Origin of the sequence: Stenotrophomonas sp. CFBP8980 (assembly GCF_034046095.1) — a bacterium.
GTDB lineage: Bacteria > Pseudomonadota > Gammaproteobacteria > Xanthomonadales > Xanthomonadaceae > Stenotrophomonas > Stenotrophomonas lacuserhaii.
This window is the reverse complement of the sequence record NZ_JAXCXF010000004.1, coordinates 228,779-245,088: the sequence shown is the minus strand read 5'-3', so window position 1 is coordinate 245,088 and position 16,310 is coordinate 228,779. Positions and strand designations below refer to the sequence as shown.

The following is a 16,310-nucleotide window of genomic DNA, read 5'->3' as shown; positions in this document are numbered from 1 at the left end:
GAGGCCCGCAGGAGCGGCTTTTGCCGTCCCCCGCACAGCCCCAGCGTCCGGCCCCGCCCGTCATCGCCGACGCAGAACGGTTTCGGGATCAGGGGTCCAGCAGTCCCAAGGCGCGCGCATGCGCCAGGTCCTGCGGGGTGTCGATATCAAGCTCCAGCCCGCCTGCCGGCAACAGCAGCAGCGCGTCATCGGCGAGCGCGCGCAGCCGGGCACGGAAGCCGGCATTGGCTGCGTGTTGCGGCAACGCGTCGAACCAGTCACCAGGCACCACCGCCGGCACGCCGGCCAGCCCCTGCAGGCGGGTAGCCGCGCAGCCGGAGCGTGACCGGCGTGCACCCTCCAGCAGGCACTGCAGGTGCGCGGTCGAAAGCGCCGGCTGGTCCGACACCATCACCAGCACCTGGGCATGGCCGGCCACGTGCGATGCAGCAGCCTGCAGGCTGCTGGCCATGCCGCTGGCGGCGTTTTCATTGATGACCGTCTCGTACGGCAGGTCCTGGAGTGCGGCCTGGTACACGGACCGATTGCTGCCCAGGACGACGAGGAGGACCTCCGGGCCGGTCTCCAGCGCACTACGTGCCGCACGGCGCAACAGGGTTTCGCCATCGCGGCGCAGCAGCTGTTTGGGCTGGCCCAGCCGCGTGCTGCTGCCGGCGGCGAGCAGCACCACGGCATGCCCGGCGCGCTCGCTCACACGGACGCCGTGGCGGCGTGGCGCCACGACTGCAGCTGGGCGGCGATGCTCAGCGCGATCGCGTCGGGGCCGCGTCCCCCCAGGTCCAGCCCGACCGGCGAATGCAGGCGTGGCTGCAAGGCGAGCCGTGCGGTGTCGGGCAGCAACGAGAACAGGTCATCGCGGCGCCGGGTCGGGCCGAGCAGCCCGATGAAGGGAACGGCGCAGGGCGCCAGCGCCTCCAGTGCCTGCAGGTCGAGTTCGAAATTGTGATGCATCACCAGCACGACGTCGGGCACGACGGAGGCATCGGCCAGCGCGGTCGTGGCAGCCAGCGGCTCCACCTCGACCTGGCTGCGCGCACGCCACGACGCGCGTGGGTCCGCCACCCGGACCTGCCAGCCGAGCCCCCGCAGCGTTGGCCACAGCGCCGCTACTTCGGGACCGGCGCCGAGCAGGAGGGCGCGCGGCGGCGGCATCCAGCGCAGCGACCACAGCCTCTGCGTGGCGTGGAAACCACAGGAATCGAAGGGAAGGCGCTGATCCACCACGAAGCCTGCACAGCCAATGCGCACGCCGCCGCCGGCATCCACGTCCAGCCGCAACGGACCCTCTCCGCGCAACCATCCCTGCAGCACCGCGGCAACCCCGGGCAGCGCGGACAACGGCAACAGCAGGACGCGCTGGCAGCCGCGGCAGCCGACCGCATTACCGGAGAACAGCGCGGAATCGTCGCGGGTATCGATCTCCATCCAGCCGATGCGAGCGCTCGTGGCGCACTCCCGTGCCACGCGCTCGATCTCCGGCTCCAGGCAGCCGCCGCTGAGCCAACCGACGTGCGTGCGTTCGCCGAATAGCACCAGAGTGCCGGGCCTTGCGTAGGTGGAGCCTTCGGTCTCCAGCACCACCGCCAGCGTCACCGGCTGGCCAGCGGTGCACGCAGCGGCCGCTGCCTCCAGCACCCGTGCCATCCCGGCATCGGGCACGTCCACTACCGGGATGGCAGGCAGCCGGGTCATGCGATGTCCGGCAGCCCACCGAGCAGCTTGTCCAGTGTTATCGGATAGCTGCGCACGCGCACGCCGGTCGCGTTGTAGATCGCGTTGGCGACCGCCGCGCTGACACCGCACAGCCCCAGCTCCCCCACGCCCTTGGCCTTCATCGGCGAAGAGATCGCATCGGCTTCGTCCAGGAACACGACCTCCTGGTGCGGGACATCGGCATGCACCGGTACTTCGTAGCCGGCCAGGTCGTGGTTGACGAAGAAGCCCAGGCGGGTATCGACGGCCAGCTCTTCGGACAGCGCCGCGCCGATGCCCATCGTCATCGCACCGATCACCTGGCTGCGCGCGGTCTTCGGATTGAGGATGCGGCCGGCGGCGCAGACGGCGAGCATGCGGCGGATGCGGCTTTCGCCGGTGGCCACGTCCACGCCGACTTCCACGAAATGTGCAGCGAAGGTGGACTGCTGGTACTTCTCTTCCAGCGTGGCGAACTCGATGCTGTCTTCGACCACCAGTTCACCATCGGCGGCGGCCTTGCCCAGCGGCGCCGAGCGGTTGCCATCGCCGACCTTGCCGTCGGCGAAGGTGGCGCTGTCCGCGTCGTAGCCGAGCTTGCCGGCAATGGCTGCGCGCAGCTTGGTGCAGGCCGCGAACACGCCGGCGGTGGCACTGTTGGCGCCCCACTGGCCGCCGGAGCCGGCCGAGGCCGGGAAGCTGGAATCGCCCAGCTTTACCGTGACCTGGTCCAGGCTCACGCCGAGCATTTCCGCAGCGGTCTGGCCGAGGATGGTGTAGCTGCCGGTACCGATGTCGGTCATGTCGGTTTCCACGGTGACATGGCCCTTGGCGTCCAGCCGCACCCGCGCGCCGGACTTCATCACCAGGTTGTTGCGGAAGCCGGCGGCCACGCCCATGCCGACCAGCCAACGGCCGTCGCGGCGTTGGGCCGGCGCGGCGGACCGCTTGTCCCAGCCGAAGCGCTGCGCGCCCTCCCGCAGGCACTGCACCAGCTGCCGCTGCGAGAACGGCCGTTCGGGGTTGGACGGGTCGAACTGGGTATCGTTGCGGATCCGGAATTCGACCGGGTCCAGCTTGAGCTTCTCGGCCATTTCGTCCATGGCGATTTCCAGCGCCATCAGCCCCGGTGCTTCGCCCGGTGCGCGCATGGCGTTGCCTTCCGGCAGGTCCATCGTGTGCAGGCGCAGGCCGGCCAGTCGATTGGCGCCGGCGTACAGCAGCTTGGTCTGCTGTACCGCCTCTTCCGGCGAGCCGCCGGTCAGGTTGCCAGACCACGACTCATGGCCGATCGCGGTAAGCGTGCCTTCGGCCGTGGCACCCAGCCGGATGCGCTGCACGGTGGCAGGCCGGTGGGTAGTGTTGTTGGCGATCAACGGCCGCTGCAGCGCCAGCTTGACCGGGCGCTTGGCTGCGCGCGCACCGAGAGCGGCCAGCACCACGTCGGAACGGATGAACAGCTTGCCGCCGAAGCCGCCGCCAATGAACGGCGATACCAGGCGCACCTTGTCCTCCGGCAGGCCGAGCGTAGTGGCCAGGTCTTTCTTTCCCCAGGCGATCATCTGGTTGGAGGTCCACACGGTCAGCTGGCCACCCTCCCAGGCCGCCAGCGAGGCGTGCGGTTCCATCATCGCGTGCGACTGGTCGGGGGTGTGGTACGTGGCGTCCAGCGTGACCGGTGCATCGCCGTAGGCTTTTTCGAAATTGCCCACCCGCGCATCCGGATCGGTGTCCTGCAGCTTGTTTCCGGCCTTTTTCGCGGCATCAAGGTCGAACACCCCTTTGGCCGGGGCATAGCGGATCCGTACCAGGTCCGCGGCGGCGCGCGCCTGTTCGAAGGTCTCGGCCACCACCAGTGCCAGTGCCTGGTGGTAGTGATCCACCTGCGGGCCGCCCAGCAACGGGGCCGTGTTGCGGTCGCCTTTGTGCAGCGTGCCGGCGTTGTCGGCAGTGACGATCGCCAGCACGCCGGGCGAGGCACGTGCGGCATCGAGGTCCATCGCGGTGACCCGGCCCTTGGCGATGCCGGCGCCGACCACGTAGCCGTAGGCAGCAGATGCGGCCACGTCGTGCCATTCGTAGGCGTAACGGGCGTGTCCGGTGGTCTTCTGCGGGCCATCGATGCGGTCCAGCGGTTTGCCGACCACCTTCATCTGGTCGATCGGATTGGTGCCTGCGGGGGTATCGAATTTCATGGATCAGCTCCTCGCCTGCAGCAGGACCGAGGCCAGCGTGCGTTCGGCAAGCTGTACCTTGAACTGGTTTTCAGGACTGGGCGTGGCGCCCTGCAACAGGTTGCCGACCACCGCGCGCGCGCCCTGCGGCAACAGGGCGTCAGCGGCGTCGCTGCGCCATGGCTTGTAGGCCACGCCACCCAGTGCCACGCGGCCACTGCCGTCGGCCTGCAGCACGGCGGCGACCGACACCAGCGCGAACGCGTAGGACGCACGGTCGCGTACCTTGCGGTAGATGTGGGTACCGCCCAGCGGGGCAGGCAGGACGGCGGCGGTGATCAGCTCGCCTTTTTCCAGCACCGTTTCGATGTGCGGGGTCTTTCCCGGTGCGCGGTAGAACTCATCCAGTGCGATGCGGCGCGAGCTGCCGTCGGCGCGCACGGTTTCCACCGTTGCATCCAGCAGCATCATGGCCACGGCCATGTCGCTGGGATGGGTGGCGATGCAGGATGGGCTGGTGCCGATCACCGCCAGCTGCCGGCTGACGCCGCCGATGGCCGCGCAACCACTGCCGGGCAGACGCTTGTTGCAGGGCTGGGCGGTATCGTAGAAGTAAGGGCAGCGGGTGCGCTGCAGCAGGTTGCCGGCGGTGGTGGCTTTGTTGCGCAGCTGTCCGGACGCGCCAGCCACCAGCGCACGGGTCAGCAGGGCGTAGTCGCGGCGGATGCGGTTGTCGGCGGCCAGGTCGGTGTTGCGCACCAGTGCGCCGATGCGCATGCCGCCGTCCTCGGTGGCCTCGATGGTATCCAGTTTGAGCCCATTGACGTCGATCAGATGGCTGGGGATCTCGATCTCCAGCTTCATCAGGTCCAGCAGGTTGGTGCCGCCGGCGATGAAACGGGCACCCTGGGTACGGGCGGCGGCCGCGGCCGCTTCGGCCGGGGTGCGGGCGCGTTCGTAGGTGAAGGCTCTCATGCGTGCTGGCCTCCGACGTCTTCAATGGCTTCGATGATGTTGGAATAGGCGCCGCAGCGGCACAGGTTGCCACTCATGCGCTCGCGTATTTCTTCAGCGCTTGCCTCGCTGCGCGCGGTCAGGTCGGCGGTGACATGGCTGGGTATTCCATCCTTGATTTCCTTCAGTACCGCAACGGCCGAGCAGATCTGCCCCGGCGTGCAATAGCCGCACTGGTAGCCATCATGCTTGACGAAGGCGGCCTGCATCGGGTGCAGGTCATCGGGTGATCCCAGGCCTTCGATGGTGGTGATCTCGGCACCTTCGTGCATCACCGCCAGGCTCAGGCAGGCGTTGATGCGACGGCCGTCGACGATCACCGTGCAGGCGCCGCACTGGCCGTGGTCACAGCCTTTCTTGGTGCCGGTCAGGTGCAGGTGCTCGCGCAGCGCGTCGAGCAGGGTGACACGCGTATCCAGTTTCAATGCCCGGGCCTTGCCGTTGACCTTGAAAGCCACCTCGGCGGTGACCGGCGCGCGCGCAGGGGCGCCGATACCGGGCACCTCAGCCATGGCGGCAGGGGCGACCAGCACCGATGCCGAGCCCGCGCCGAGCTTCAGCAGGGTGCGCCGGCTGAGCGCGAATTGGGGAGGGGTATTCATGCAAGGCGGATCCTCTATGGCGGGTGCAGGCATGGCTGAGGGGATCGCGGCGCTCCGATCCAGAAAGGGCACCGACGACTCCAGCATGGCTGCAGCGAAGTAGTCAGGGGGTGAACCGACGCCCAGCGGGAGCAAGGCAGGGGAGCACGGCGTCAGCGACCCGACGCGGGCGGCGGGCGCGCTGCCCAGGCTTTCAGCAATGGCAGCGGATCGTAGGCACCCTGCGCGCCATAGATGCCCCAGTGCAGGTGCGGCGGCGTGCCCTTGGCGTTGCCCGTATCGCCGACATAGCCCAGCAGTGTCCCCGCATCGACCACCTCGCCGCGCGCCAGCCCGTCCCGCCAGCCATCCAGGTGGGCGTAGTAGTAGCGTTCCCGTGCGGGCCCCTGGATCCACACCTGGCGCCCGCCCAGGCCGCCCTCGCGCACGTCCATCACGATGCCGCGGGTGGCGCTGCGCACGGCGGTGCCGCGTGCGGCGAAGATGTCCACCCCGGCATGGGTGCGATCGGCGCCGCGTGGGGCACCGAAGGTGTCGGCCACCTGGCGTGCGCGGACGCCTTCGACCGGCACCGGCAGGGCGGTGGGCGCGGGCATCCGTGAGATCTCCCACATCGCGCGCGGCACATCGGCCCAGCGGCTGTTCCAGAGCGCACCGCCGGCCACGATCAGCACGGCGATCCAGAACAGGCGCAACAGCCAGCGGCGGAGTTTTCGCGCGGGCGAAGGAGCTGCAGGTGCGGCGGTGGGATCAGTCAACAGGCAGGCCGGTCTTGGAGGACGGTCCAGCATGCCAGCGGCGGCATCAACGGTGCGTGGCCGCCGACGGACTGATCGAACCTGCCGCGCCCCGGGGCGGGCCGGTCAGCCGGCGCGTTCTTCGTCCAGGGTGCCACGCACCGCCCGTGCCAGGTCGATGCGGGTGAACGGCTTGGGCAGGATCGCGATGTTCCGGCCAAGCTGGTTGTTGGACTGATGGTCGCGCGGATAGCCCGAAGTGAACAGGATGCTCAGCGCGGGCTTGCGCTGGCGTGACTGGCGGGCAAGTTCCCAGCCGGTCATGCCGGGCATCACGATGTCCGAAAACAGCAGGTCCACGTCCACATCGGGACGATCCAGCAGGCGCAGCGCCGATGGCCCGTCATGCGCCTCCAGGACGCGGTAGCCGAACTGGCGCAGCGCTTCGACGGTATAGGCACGCACGTCGTCGTTGTCTTCAGCCACCAGGATGATTTCATCCCGTGCCTCGTACTCGGCGTAGCCATTGTCCTCGGCCAGCCGCGGGCCCGGCAGCGGCAGGCTGGAACGCGGGAACAGCATGGTGATCACCGTGCCGCTGCCGGGGGTGGAATCCAGTTGCACGTGGCCACCGGACTGCTTGACGAAGCCATACACCATCGACAGGCCGAGACCGGTTCCGCGACCGACTTCCTTGGTGGTGAAGAACGGTTCGAACACCCGGGCCATGGTGTCCGCGTCCATGCCATGCCCATCATCGCGGACCCGCAGCACCGCGTACTGCCCGGGCGGGACGTCTGGATTCTGTTCGGCGAACTCCTCGTCCAGCACGCTGGTGCCCGTCTCCAGCACCAGCGTCCCGCCGTCGGGCATCGCGTCGCGCGCGTTCACCGCCAGGTTGAGGATGGACGCTTCCAGCTGGCCCGGATCGACCTCCACGCACCACACATCCGGCGCGGTCGCGATCTCCAGCCTGACCAGTTCGCCGAGGGCGCGCTGCAGCATGTCCTGCATGCCCTGCACCTGCTCGTTGAGGTTGACCGCCTGGTTCAGCAGCGGCTGGCGGCGTGCGAAGGCCAGCAGGCGCTGGGTGAGGCTGGCCGCGCGCAGCACCCCCTTCAGTGCGTTGTCCAGCGGGCGCGAAACGGGGCCTGCCTGCTCGCCGAGGCGATCGGTCAGCAGCTTGGCATGCTCCACGTTGCCGGCGATGACGGTCAGGATGTTGTTGAAATCATGGGCGATGCCACCGGTCAGCTGGCCAACCGCCTCGATCTTCTGGCTCTGCCGCAAAGCCTCTTCGGCCTGCCGGCGTGCGGTGGTTTCCACGGCTTCGGAGACCACGGCGGTGACCGTCCGATGGTGATCGAGCAGCGGGCGGAAGGAAAACTCGAACGAGCGGGTGCCGGTGGGCAGTTGCAGCTCCAGTTCCTGCCGGGATTCGTTGCCGGCGGCGGCGGCCTGCACGGCGCCGTGCACGGCGGTGGCCGCATCCGGGCTGCCGGAAAACCAGGCCGAGTTCCAGAACAGGCGGCCGCTGACATCGCTTTTCTCTGCCAGGATCGCCGCCAGCGAGGCCCGGTTGGCATCCAGCACGCGGCCGTCCGGGCTGATCAGCACCTGCAGCTGGAAGCTGGATTCAAACACGGCCTGCAGCCGGCTTTCGCTCTGGCGCAGGTCGGCGGTGCGCTGCTCGACCTGCTGTTCAAGCGATTCGTTGGCATCACGCAGCAACAGCTCGGCCTGCTTGAGGTCGCTGATGTCGCGGGCCAGGGTGTAGTAGCCGGCTACCTGGCCATCGGCGGCGATCTCCGGCACGCCGTCGAGCAGCACATGGCGTGCGCTCCCGTCGGCGCGCGGGACCTCCAGCTCGAAGCTGACCCGTTCACCCTGCAGCACCTGCTGCAGGTGGGGCAGGGCGGCATCGAACATGCCCGGGCCGGCCACTTCACTGATCTGCAGGCCGATCATCTCCGCTGGCGGCCGTCCATGCCAGGCCTGGTAAGCATTGTTGGCGAAGCGGTAACGATGGTCCGGGCCCAGGTGGGCGATCAGTGCGGGCATCGAATCGGTGATCAGCTGCAGGCGGTCACGGCTCTGTTTGAGTTCCACCTCGGCCCGGCGCAGCTTCTCCCTGGCTTCCGCTTCACGGATGGCGCGCAGGATGGCATCGGGGAGGCGCTGCAGGCGCTGCTTGACTACGTAGTCGCGCGCGCCGCGGGTCAGCGCCTGCACGGCCAGTTCTTCGGTCAGGGTGCCGGAGACGAAGATGAAAGGCAGCTGCGGCACCCGCTCGCTGGCCAGGGTCAATGCGGTGTCGCCGTCGAAGCCGGGCAGGACGTGGTCGGCAAGGATCACGTCGTGGCGATCACCATCGAGCTCGGCGAGGAACGCTTCCCGCGTCCACACGCGCTGGATCACGAACGCCATGCGCGCGCGGGACAGCTGCGCTTGGATCAGTTCCGCGTCGAGCGCACTGTCCTCGAGCATGAGGATGCGGATCGGCGCATCCCCGGCGGTTTCAGTCATTCGTGCGGCCTTGGCCTGGCGGGCGGATGGGATGCGGCGGCGGATTGTTGGTGATGCCCCAGAACATTCCCAGACCCTGGATGGCGTCGAAGAATTCCTTGAAGTCCACCGGCTTGACGACGAACGCATTGACGCCCAGCTCGTAGCTGCGAACCAGGTCCTGCTCTTCGCGCGAGGACGTCAGCATCACGATCGGGGTGCGGCTGAGGTGGCGGTCACCGCGTACCTCTGCCAGCACTTCCAGGCCGTTCAACTTGGGCAGCTTCAGGTCCAGCAGCACGACCACGGGGCCCCCATGGTTGAGGTCCTGCCAAGCGCCTTCGCCGCGCAGGTACTGCAGTGCTTCGACCCCGTCGCGCACATGGGTCACTTGGTTGAGCAACTGGCAGCGTGCCAGCGCATCGAGGGTCAGCTCGGCGTCTTTCGGGTTGTCTTCCACGAGCAGGATCGGTCGCAGGTCCCTCATGCAGTACCTCGTTGGGAATACGGTAAGGTGAAATGGAACGTGGCGCCGAAGCCCGGCTCGCCTTCGGCCCAGGTGCGGCCGCCGTGCCGGCTGACGATGCGGTGGACGTTGGCCAGCCCGATACCGGTGCCTTCGAACTCGTCGGCGTGGTGCAACCGCTGGAAGACCCCGAACAGCTTGTCGACATAGCGCATGTCAAACCCGCAGCCGTTGTCGCGGACATGGAAGACGTGCTCGCTGCCGTTGTCTTCGTGGCCGATTTCGATGGTCGGCTCGGCGCTGTCACGGGTGAACTTGATCGCATTGCCCAGCAGGTTCTGCCACACCAGCCGCAGCATGCTGGAATCGGCCTCGACCCGCGGCAACGGTGCGATGGACCAAGTGATGCTGCGCCCGCCGGTTTCCATGACCAGGTTGCGCTGCACGTCTTCCACCAGCGCGGCGACATCCACGCTCACCAGGCCCATGCTGGAGCGGCCCATCTGCGAGAAACTGAGCAGGTCATCGACCAGCGTGCCGGCGGATTTGGCCGATTCCACGATCGTGGCCAGGAAGCGTTTTTCGGTGTCGCTCAGCTTATCCGCCGCCGAACTGCCCAGCAGTTCGGAATAGCCGACGATGTGGCGGAAAGGCGCGCGCAGGTCGTGGCTGACCGAATAGGAAAACGCCTCCAGCTCCTTGTTACTGCGCAGCAGCTGTTCATTGAGTTCGGCCATTTCCTCGGCCTTGCGCAGCACGATGTCCACGATGGCCGTGCGCAGCTCGATCGCTGCGTCGCGGTCCACATCCTGCCAGGGCGTGGACTGCTCGCGCACCGTTTCCTTCCATGCCTCGAAGGACAGCCGCGGCGAGAGCCTGCCGTCGACGAGGGCCTTGCGGGGCTCGCCCCCCCAGCTCACCGTGCGCATGACTTCGGCGCGGAACCACAGCACGAAACTGTCGTGCAGCTGCGAGATGGAAATGGCCATGACGCCGCTGGCGAGGTCGGCGAAGGCAGCCGCTTCCGGCCAGATCGCGGGCAGGGCATCGGTGTGAAACACGTCTTCGGCGGGGTGATGGCGGGTCAGCCAGTCCACCAGCGCATTGACGTCGGTCTGCCCCGGGGTCTGTCCCAGCAGCACGCATTGGCCGCGGTGGACGATCGCCGCGCCGGTGGCGCCGGTAAGGTCCAGCAGGCTTTTCTGGTCGCGACCCAGTGCCGCCATGAAATCCTCGTCGCCTGCCATCCGCCCGAGCAGGCGGACCTGGATGGCGCGCCGCGCGATGCGCTCTTCCACCGCCAACGCGCGCTCCTTCAAGGCGATCTGCAACGACAGGATCTGCCCGATGAACTCACACGCGGTGCGGACGTGATAGGGCACGCGGCGCGGCAGCTGGTTGTGGCAGGACACCAGCCCCCACAGACGGCCTTCTGCCAGCAGCGACACCGACAGCGAGGCGCCGGTTCCCATGTTGCGCATGTACTGCAGGTGCACGGGCGAAACGCTGCGCAGGACCGCCAGGCTGAGGTCGGTGGGAGCGGCGCCGGCCAGGCCTGCACTGCGCAGCAACGGCACCGCCCGGTAGTCGTTGTCGGCGATCAGCCGCACGCGGTTGCGGCGATACAGCTCACGTGCCTGCGCCGGGATATCCGATTCGGGGAAGCGCAGGTCCATGTAGGACGGCAGCCGGTCATTGCGATCTTCGGCTACCACCGCGCCGTTCCAGTCCTTGTCGAACTGGTAGATCAGCGTGCGGTCGAAACCGGACAGGTCGCGTACGTGGCGCGCACCGATCTCGCACAGCGAAGCGATGTCCGGGGCCGTCTCGACCTCGCCCATGAAGCGGCGTATGTGCGGATACAGGTCTTCCAGCGAGCCGGGTTCGCCGTCCATCGGCTCTTCCAGTTCGATGATGAAATGCGTTTCGCTGCGGTGCGCCAGCGCATGGTGGCGACCGGACCGCCCGAGCTGGATCGAGCCGAGGAACACCGTGGATTCCGGTGCCAGCAGGTCCAGATGCCGCCGATAGGGCACCAGCGCGCCGCCGAGCACCCGGTCCAGGTGCTGGTCCAGCGGATCGCCGAAGTCCTCCAGTACCTGCGCCTGGCCTATGGCACGTTCCTGCACCCGCATTGACAGCGGGTCCACCACCAGCAACAGCCCGTACGGCTGGATGGCCCCGGGCGTATGGATCGGTTCACGCGCGCAGCTGGAAAGATCCAGGTCGACATCAGGGGCGTCGTTCATGGGAACTCCTCGGTAACGAACCTGCCCACGGCGGCGAAGGCAGCGCGTGCGCCGTCCTCCACGTGCCGTTCGTCTGCCTCGGGCAGCGCGATGGCATTCAATGCAGTGGTGAAGCGGCGCCAATGGGGCGCAACGCCCCCGGCAGGAGGAGCAAGATGGCGTGCACCGAAGGCCCGGTCCACGCCCAGCGGCGCGGCCAGTCTGTAGATCACCGCGCCGCCCAACGCGGATCCTTCGGCCACGTACAGCCAGCCCAGCGCGGCGGGCAGGGGCAGGGTGGCGGGCAGCGCCGGGACCGGCGCAGGCAGGGGAGCCTGCAGGTCGTACAGGTCGCGGGTGATCCCTTCCAGCCGACGCCGGGCAGGCAGGTCGGGCAGCAGCGGTTGCAATGCCGGTGCAGCGTAGAGGCAGTCCACGTGCTGGTGCAGGCGGTGCTGCACGCGCAGGAAGGCGGCGAAGCGTTCGCGGCTTTCGAAGATGCGTTGGGCCATGATGCGCTGGTCCAGCCGCTCGTGCGTTTCATGGGTGGCGCGTTTCAGGCGCTCGGCACGGGTAGGCGGCAGGGCCGGTTCAGGTACTGGCATCGACGACGACAGGCAGGATGCACGATAGGGGAGACGCTGCAGAATATCAGACCGCTCGCTGGCCTCGTGTCAACGGAATTTCATGTGCTCCGGTGATGCGCCAACGGCCCGCTGCGCTCGCCAGTCATGGGTCGGCGCTACCGGTCTACATCAGCCCGAGGGTCACCAAGGCGAGCACGATGTAGCGCATGCCCTTGGCGATGAGCACCAGCGGCAGGAAGACCCGCAGCGGCTCGCGCATCACCCCGGCGGCCAGGGTGATCGGGTCGCCGATCACCGGAGCCCACGACAGCAGCAGCGACCAGCGCCCATGACGTCGATACCAGGCCTGCGCGCGTTCCAGCCGGGTTGCCGATACCGGGAACCAGCGACGTCCCTGGAACCGCTGCACCTGCAGTCCAAGCCACCAGTTGAACAGCGATCCCAGCACGTTGCCGGCGGTCGCCACCGCGACCAGCAGGACCGGATCGCCGCCTTCCAGCAGCAAGGCCACCAGCACCGCCTCGGACTGGGCGGGCAGCAGGGTGGCAGCGATGAGGGCGGCGAGGAACAGGCCGGACAGGGAAAGCATGCATCATTCTACGGTGGCGGTGTCGTCGCGCGGCTTTCAGACCGCCCGCGCCATCCTGTGCCGGTCCATCCGCAGCAACCGAGGTGCTGCATGCCCCGTTCGCGCACGCTGACGATCGCGACCTTCAACGTCAACGGCATCAACAGCCGTCTGCCGCACCTGCTGGCGTGGCTGGAGCAGGAACAGCCGGATGTCGTCGCCCTGCAGGAACTGAAGGCGACCGACAGTGGGTTCCCGATCGCCGCCATCGAAGGCGCAGGCTACGGGGCGATCTGGCAAGGCCAGGCGTCGTGGAACGGCGTTGCGCTGCTGGCCCGCGGCAGCGTTCCAGTGGAGAGTCGCCGCGGCCTTCCCGGCGCACCCGCGGATACCCAGGCACGCTATATCGAGGCGGCGGTACACGGCATCGTGGTGGCCGCGCTTTACCTGCCCAACGGTAATCCGCAGCCGGGGCCGAAGTACGATTACAAGCTGGCGTGGATGCAGCGGCTCGCGCGCCATGCCCGCACCCTGGTGACGCTGGAGCATCCCGTGGCGATGGTCGGTGATTTCAACGTCATTCCCACCGATGAGGATGTGTACGACGCCGCCGCCTGGAAGAAGGATGCGCTGATCCAGCCGGCGGTGCGCGAGGCCTACCAGGAGCTTCTGGCGCAGGGTTGGACCGATGCGCTGCGGTCCTGTTTCGGTGAGCAACGGGTGTATACCTTCTGGGATTATTTCCGCCAGCACGCGCAACGCGACCGCGGCCTGCGCATCGACCACCTGCTGCTGAATCCGGTGCTGGCGCAGGGACTGGTAGAGGCCGGCGTGGACCGTTGGGTGCGCCTGCAGGAGAAGGCCAGTGACCATGCGCCCACCTGGGCCAGGATCAAACTGCCGGCGGTCCGCCGAGCTTCCTGAGGTCGGCCAGCAGCAGCGCATGGGCGGCCTCGCGCGCGGCGCCCTCGCCCTGGCGCAGTACCCACGACGGATGCACGGTGACCAGCGCCGGGGTGCCGTCATGCAGGGTGTGCCACTGGCCACGTCCCTCGCTGAAACGGAACGCGGTGCCGAGCAGCGCCGAGGCGGCGGTAGCCCCGAGGCAGACCACCGTCTCCGGACGTACCTGCTCGATCTCACCCGCCAACCAGGAACGGCAGGCCTGCACGTGCTCGCGGTCGGGGCGCTGGTGCACGCGGACTTTGCCCCGGCGCTGGAAGCGGAAATGCTTCACCGCGTTGGTCAGGTACAGCGTGGTCCGGTCAATGCCGGCCTCGGCGAGCACGCGATCCAGCAACTGGCCGGCCGGCCCCACGAACGGTCGGCCGCTGAGGTCCTCTCGGTCTCCGGGCTGCTCACCGATCAGCATCACCCGCGCATCGGCCGGTCCTTCGCCGAACACGGTCTGGGTGGCCGGTTCCCACAGCGCGCAGCGCCGGCAGGCGGCGGCGCGGTGGCGCTGCGCAGTGAGTGAATCGGGAAGGGCCTCGGCGGCGCGTGCGGCGGCTGCCGACGGCAGCAGTGGGGCCTCGGGAATCCGGCGCTGCGGCGCCAATGCTTCGCGCGCATGCATTTCCTCGACACGCGTACCGGCATCGCGTACCAGACGCGGCAGCAACGTGGCTTCGGGCAGGTGCTTCCAGTATTTCACCGGCATCTCCTGGCGCATCATGCGCTCATTCAACCGCGCCGGGTTGAAGATGCTGGCGTAATAGGTGCGCCACAGCTCCTCGCGTGAGTCATCGGCAGGGGCGTCGCTGCGCTGTGCACCGGGCCCGGCGCTCAGATGGCTGCCATCCCAGTACGCACTGCGCGAGGGCGTCAGGATGGCCCAGCGCATGCCGGCAAAGCGGCGCGCGAAGAATGGCGCGACGCGGTCCACGATGTGGTGGTCCGGTTCGAACCAGGCGATGAACGCATCGTCTTCGCCGGGCACCTCGCGGAAGCGCACGAAGGCCTTCATCTTGTGCGAATCGCGGCGTACCGCCTGCGCCAGCGCATTGGCGCGCAGCACATCGGCATCGGCGGGGTTGGACAGCACCTCGCGCTGGCCGTGGGCGATCCGCCACAACAAGCGGTACAGCAGCGGCAGGCGCTGCGGATCGCGGTGGCACAGCACGCTGGCCGCCAGTTCCAGGAAGGCCTTGGACACGCGTGGGCCGGGAGCGCCGCCGCCCGACGTCGCCGCGCCAGCAAGCGTCGGCGCATCCAGCAGCGATGCCTCGGTGCCCTCCAGCCAGTCGATCTGCTCCGGTGTCACGCCGGCAGCAAGCCCCAGGCGCGCGGCCGCCCGCCAGGCATCCAGTGACCACGGCGGATCGATCCGTGCCGACCACCGCTGCATTTCAGCTGGCAAGGCTTTCGCCGAACAACGAGCCCTGCCGCGGCGGGGGCGCCAGGCTGGCACGCAGGCTGGCCGGATCATCCAGCCGACGGTGCGGATGGTGGTCCAGCAGCTGCACGAACGGCAGCAGCTTGCGCATCGGCGCGCGCAGCCGCGCCACATCGGCCACCCGCAGCCGACCGTGGCGGCGCGCCATCAGCACGCGCTTGACGTTGCGTACGCCCAGTCCCGGCACCCGCAGCAGCAGTTCCTTCGGTGCCAGGTTGAGGTCCACCGGGAACTGCTCGGGATGGCGCAGCGCCCAGGCCATCTTCGGGTCGATGTCCAGGTCCAGCATGCCGTCCCGGGTAGTGTCGGTGATCTCTTCGATACCGTAGCCATAGAAGCGCAGCAGCCAGTCGGCCTGGTACAACCGATGCTCGCGCTGCAGCGGCGGGGGCTGCAGCGGCAGTGCCTTGCTGGCATCGGGAATCGGACTGAAGGCGGAATAGTAGACCCGACGCATGTGGTAATTGCCGTACAGCTGGTCGGAGGTGGTCAGGATGTCGCGGTCGCTGGCACCGTCGGCACCGACGATCATCTGCGTGCTCTGACCGGCAGGCGCGAACTTCGGCGCGCGCTTCTGCGCGCTGCGGTGCGGGGTGGCCACCACGGAAGGACGGGCGCGCTCCTCCCTGGATTCCTCGATGCGCCAGCGCAGCTCACCCATCGCGCCGCGGATGGTGGGCATGGTCTTTTCCGGCGCGAACGCGGCCAGGCCGGCTTCGGTCGGCAGCTCGACGTTGATCGACAGGCGATCGGCGTACTTTCCCGCTGCCGCCAGCAGTTCCGGCGAGGCCTCGGGAATGGTCTTGAGGTGGATGTAGCCGGCATAGCGGTGTTCTTCGCGCAGTTGGCGCGCCACCTCCACCATGTGCTCCATGGTGTAGTCGGCACTGCGGATGATGCCGCTGGACAGGAACAGCCCCTCGATGTAGTTGCGTTTGTAGAAGTCCAACGTCAGCGCGACGACTTCGGCCACGCGGAAGCGGGCGCGCGGCACGTTGCTCGATACGCGGTTCACGCAGTAGGCGCAGTCGTAGATGCAGAAGTTGGTGAGCAGGATCTTCAGCAGGGAGACGCAGCGGCCATCCGGGGTATAGCTGTGGCAGATGCCGGACCCTTCGGTGCTGCCGATGCCACCGGATTTTTTCGAGTCGCGCTTGCCGGCCCCGCTGGAGGCACACGAAGCATCGTACTTTGCCGCGTCGGCGAGGATTTCGAGTTTGCGCAGGGTTTCCATGGGGCCACGCTAGGGAGGGCGCGTCTCAGGCTGTGAGACGGACAGCAACGGCAATCTGAAGGCTTCAGTCGACATCGCGTGTCGATTCCAGCCAGTTAGCATAAATAC

At 68.0% G+C, this 16,310-nt stretch carries 14 protein-coding genes; 1 reads left to right on the top strand and 13 read right to left on the bottom strand.

Annotated elements, in window-relative coordinates:
- Nucleotides 1–88: 88 nt before the first annotated feature.
- The 11 genes from SOM47_RS11300 to SOM47_RS11250 form a co-directional block, all read right to left on the bottom strand.
- Nucleotides 89–694 (bottom strand): nucleotidyltransferase family protein, encoded by a 606-nt coding sequence (locus SOM47_RS11300; RefSeq protein WP_320505598.1) that lies wholly within the window; start codon nucleotides 692–694, stop codon nucleotides 89–91.
- The gene (locus SOM47_RS11295) at nucleotides 691–1,692 is read right to left on the bottom strand and encodes an XdhC family protein (RefSeq protein ID WP_320505597.1); all 1,002 of its coding nucleotides are present in this window, start codon (nucleotides 1,690–1,692) and stop codon (nucleotides 691–693) included. Before SOM47_RS11295 ends, SOM47_RS11300 begins: the two co-directional genes overlap by 4 nt.
- Nucleotides 1,689–3,887 (bottom strand): aldehyde oxidoreductase molybdenum-binding subunit PaoC, encoded by a 2,199-nt coding sequence (paoC, locus tag SOM47_RS11290; protein ID WP_320505596.1) that lies wholly within the window; start codon nucleotides 3,885–3,887, stop codon nucleotides 1,689–1,691. Before paoC ends, SOM47_RS11295 begins: the two co-directional genes overlap by 4 nt.
- A 3-nt stretch (nucleotides 3,888–3,890) precedes the next feature.
- Nucleotides 3,891–4,841: an FAD binding domain-containing protein gene (locus SOM47_RS11285; RefSeq protein WP_042613562.1), complete on the bottom strand. Its 951-nt coding sequence runs from the start codon at nucleotides 4,839–4,841 to the stop codon at nucleotides 3,891–3,893.
- Complete coding sequence (gene paoA / locus SOM47_RS11280; RefSeq protein WP_042613561.1) at nucleotides 4,838–5,482, bottom strand: aldehyde dehydrogenase iron-sulfur subunit PaoA; 645 nt, start codon at nucleotides 5,480–5,482, stop codon at nucleotides 4,838–4,840. Before paoA ends, SOM47_RS11285 begins: the two co-directional genes overlap by 4 nt.
- Nucleotides 5,483–5,634: 152 nt before the next feature.
- Entirely contained in the window at nucleotides 5,635–6,273 is a 639-nt protein-coding gene (locus SOM47_RS11275) for a M23 family metallopeptidase (protein WP_192083584.1), read from the bottom strand.
- A 72-nt stretch (nucleotides 6,274–6,345) separates the two neighbouring features.
- On the bottom strand, nucleotides 6,346–8,745 hold the full coding sequence (locus tag SOM47_RS11270) for a PAS domain-containing hybrid sensor histidine kinase/response regulator (protein ID WP_042613560.1): 2,400 nt from the start codon (nucleotides 8,743–8,745) through the stop codon (nucleotides 6,346–6,348).
- On the bottom strand, nucleotides 8,738–9,211 hold the full coding sequence (locus SOM47_RS11265; protein WP_042613559.1) for a response regulator: 474 nt from the start codon (nucleotides 9,209–9,211) through the stop codon (nucleotides 8,738–8,740). The genes SOM47_RS11270 and SOM47_RS11265 overlap by 8 nt, the downstream gene beginning before the upstream one ends.
- Nucleotides 9,208–11,439, bottom strand: a complete 2,232-nt coding sequence (locus SOM47_RS11260) for an ATP-binding protein (protein WP_320505595.1) — start codon at nucleotides 11,437–11,439, stop codon at nucleotides 9,208–9,210. The genes SOM47_RS11265 and SOM47_RS11260 overlap by 4 nt, the downstream gene beginning before the upstream one ends.
- Nucleotides 11,436–12,023 carry a biliverdin-producing heme oxygenase gene (locus tag SOM47_RS11255; protein ID WP_320505594.1) on the bottom strand — a complete coding sequence of 196 codons (588 nt, stop codon included), beginning with the start codon at nucleotides 12,021–12,023 and terminating at the stop codon, nucleotides 11,436–11,438. The genes SOM47_RS11260 and SOM47_RS11255 overlap by 4 nt, the downstream gene beginning before the upstream one ends.
- Before the next feature lie 145 nt (nucleotides 12,024–12,168).
- Nucleotides 12,169–12,594, bottom strand: coding sequence for a YqaA family protein (locus SOM47_RS11250; protein WP_042613556.1), 426 nt, complete (start codon nucleotides 12,592–12,594; stop codon nucleotides 12,169–12,171).
- Between the two features lie 90 nt (nucleotides 12,595–12,684).
- Between SOM47_RS11250 and xth the strand changes: the two genes are divergently transcribed.
- Nucleotides 12,685–13,497 (top strand): exodeoxyribonuclease III, encoded by an 813-nt coding sequence (xth, locus tag SOM47_RS11245; RefSeq protein WP_042613555.1) that lies wholly within the window; start codon nucleotides 12,685–12,687, stop codon nucleotides 13,495–13,497.
- Here the strand turns inward: xth and SOM47_RS11240 are convergent.
- Both SOM47_RS11240 and SOM47_RS11235 read right to left on the bottom strand, forming a co-directional pair.
- Complete coding sequence (locus tag SOM47_RS11240; RefSeq protein WP_320505655.1) at nucleotides 13,466–14,920, bottom strand: UdgX family uracil-DNA binding protein; 1,455 nt, start codon at nucleotides 14,918–14,920, stop codon at nucleotides 13,466–13,468. The genes xth and SOM47_RS11240 overlap by 32 nt on opposite strands.
- A gap of 1 nt (nucleotide 14,921) precedes the next feature.
- Complete coding sequence (locus SOM47_RS11235; protein ID WP_320505593.1) at nucleotides 14,922–16,202, bottom strand: putative DNA modification/repair radical SAM protein; 1,281 nt, start codon at nucleotides 16,200–16,202, stop codon at nucleotides 14,922–14,924.
- Nucleotides 16,203–16,310 lie beyond the last annotated feature (108 nt).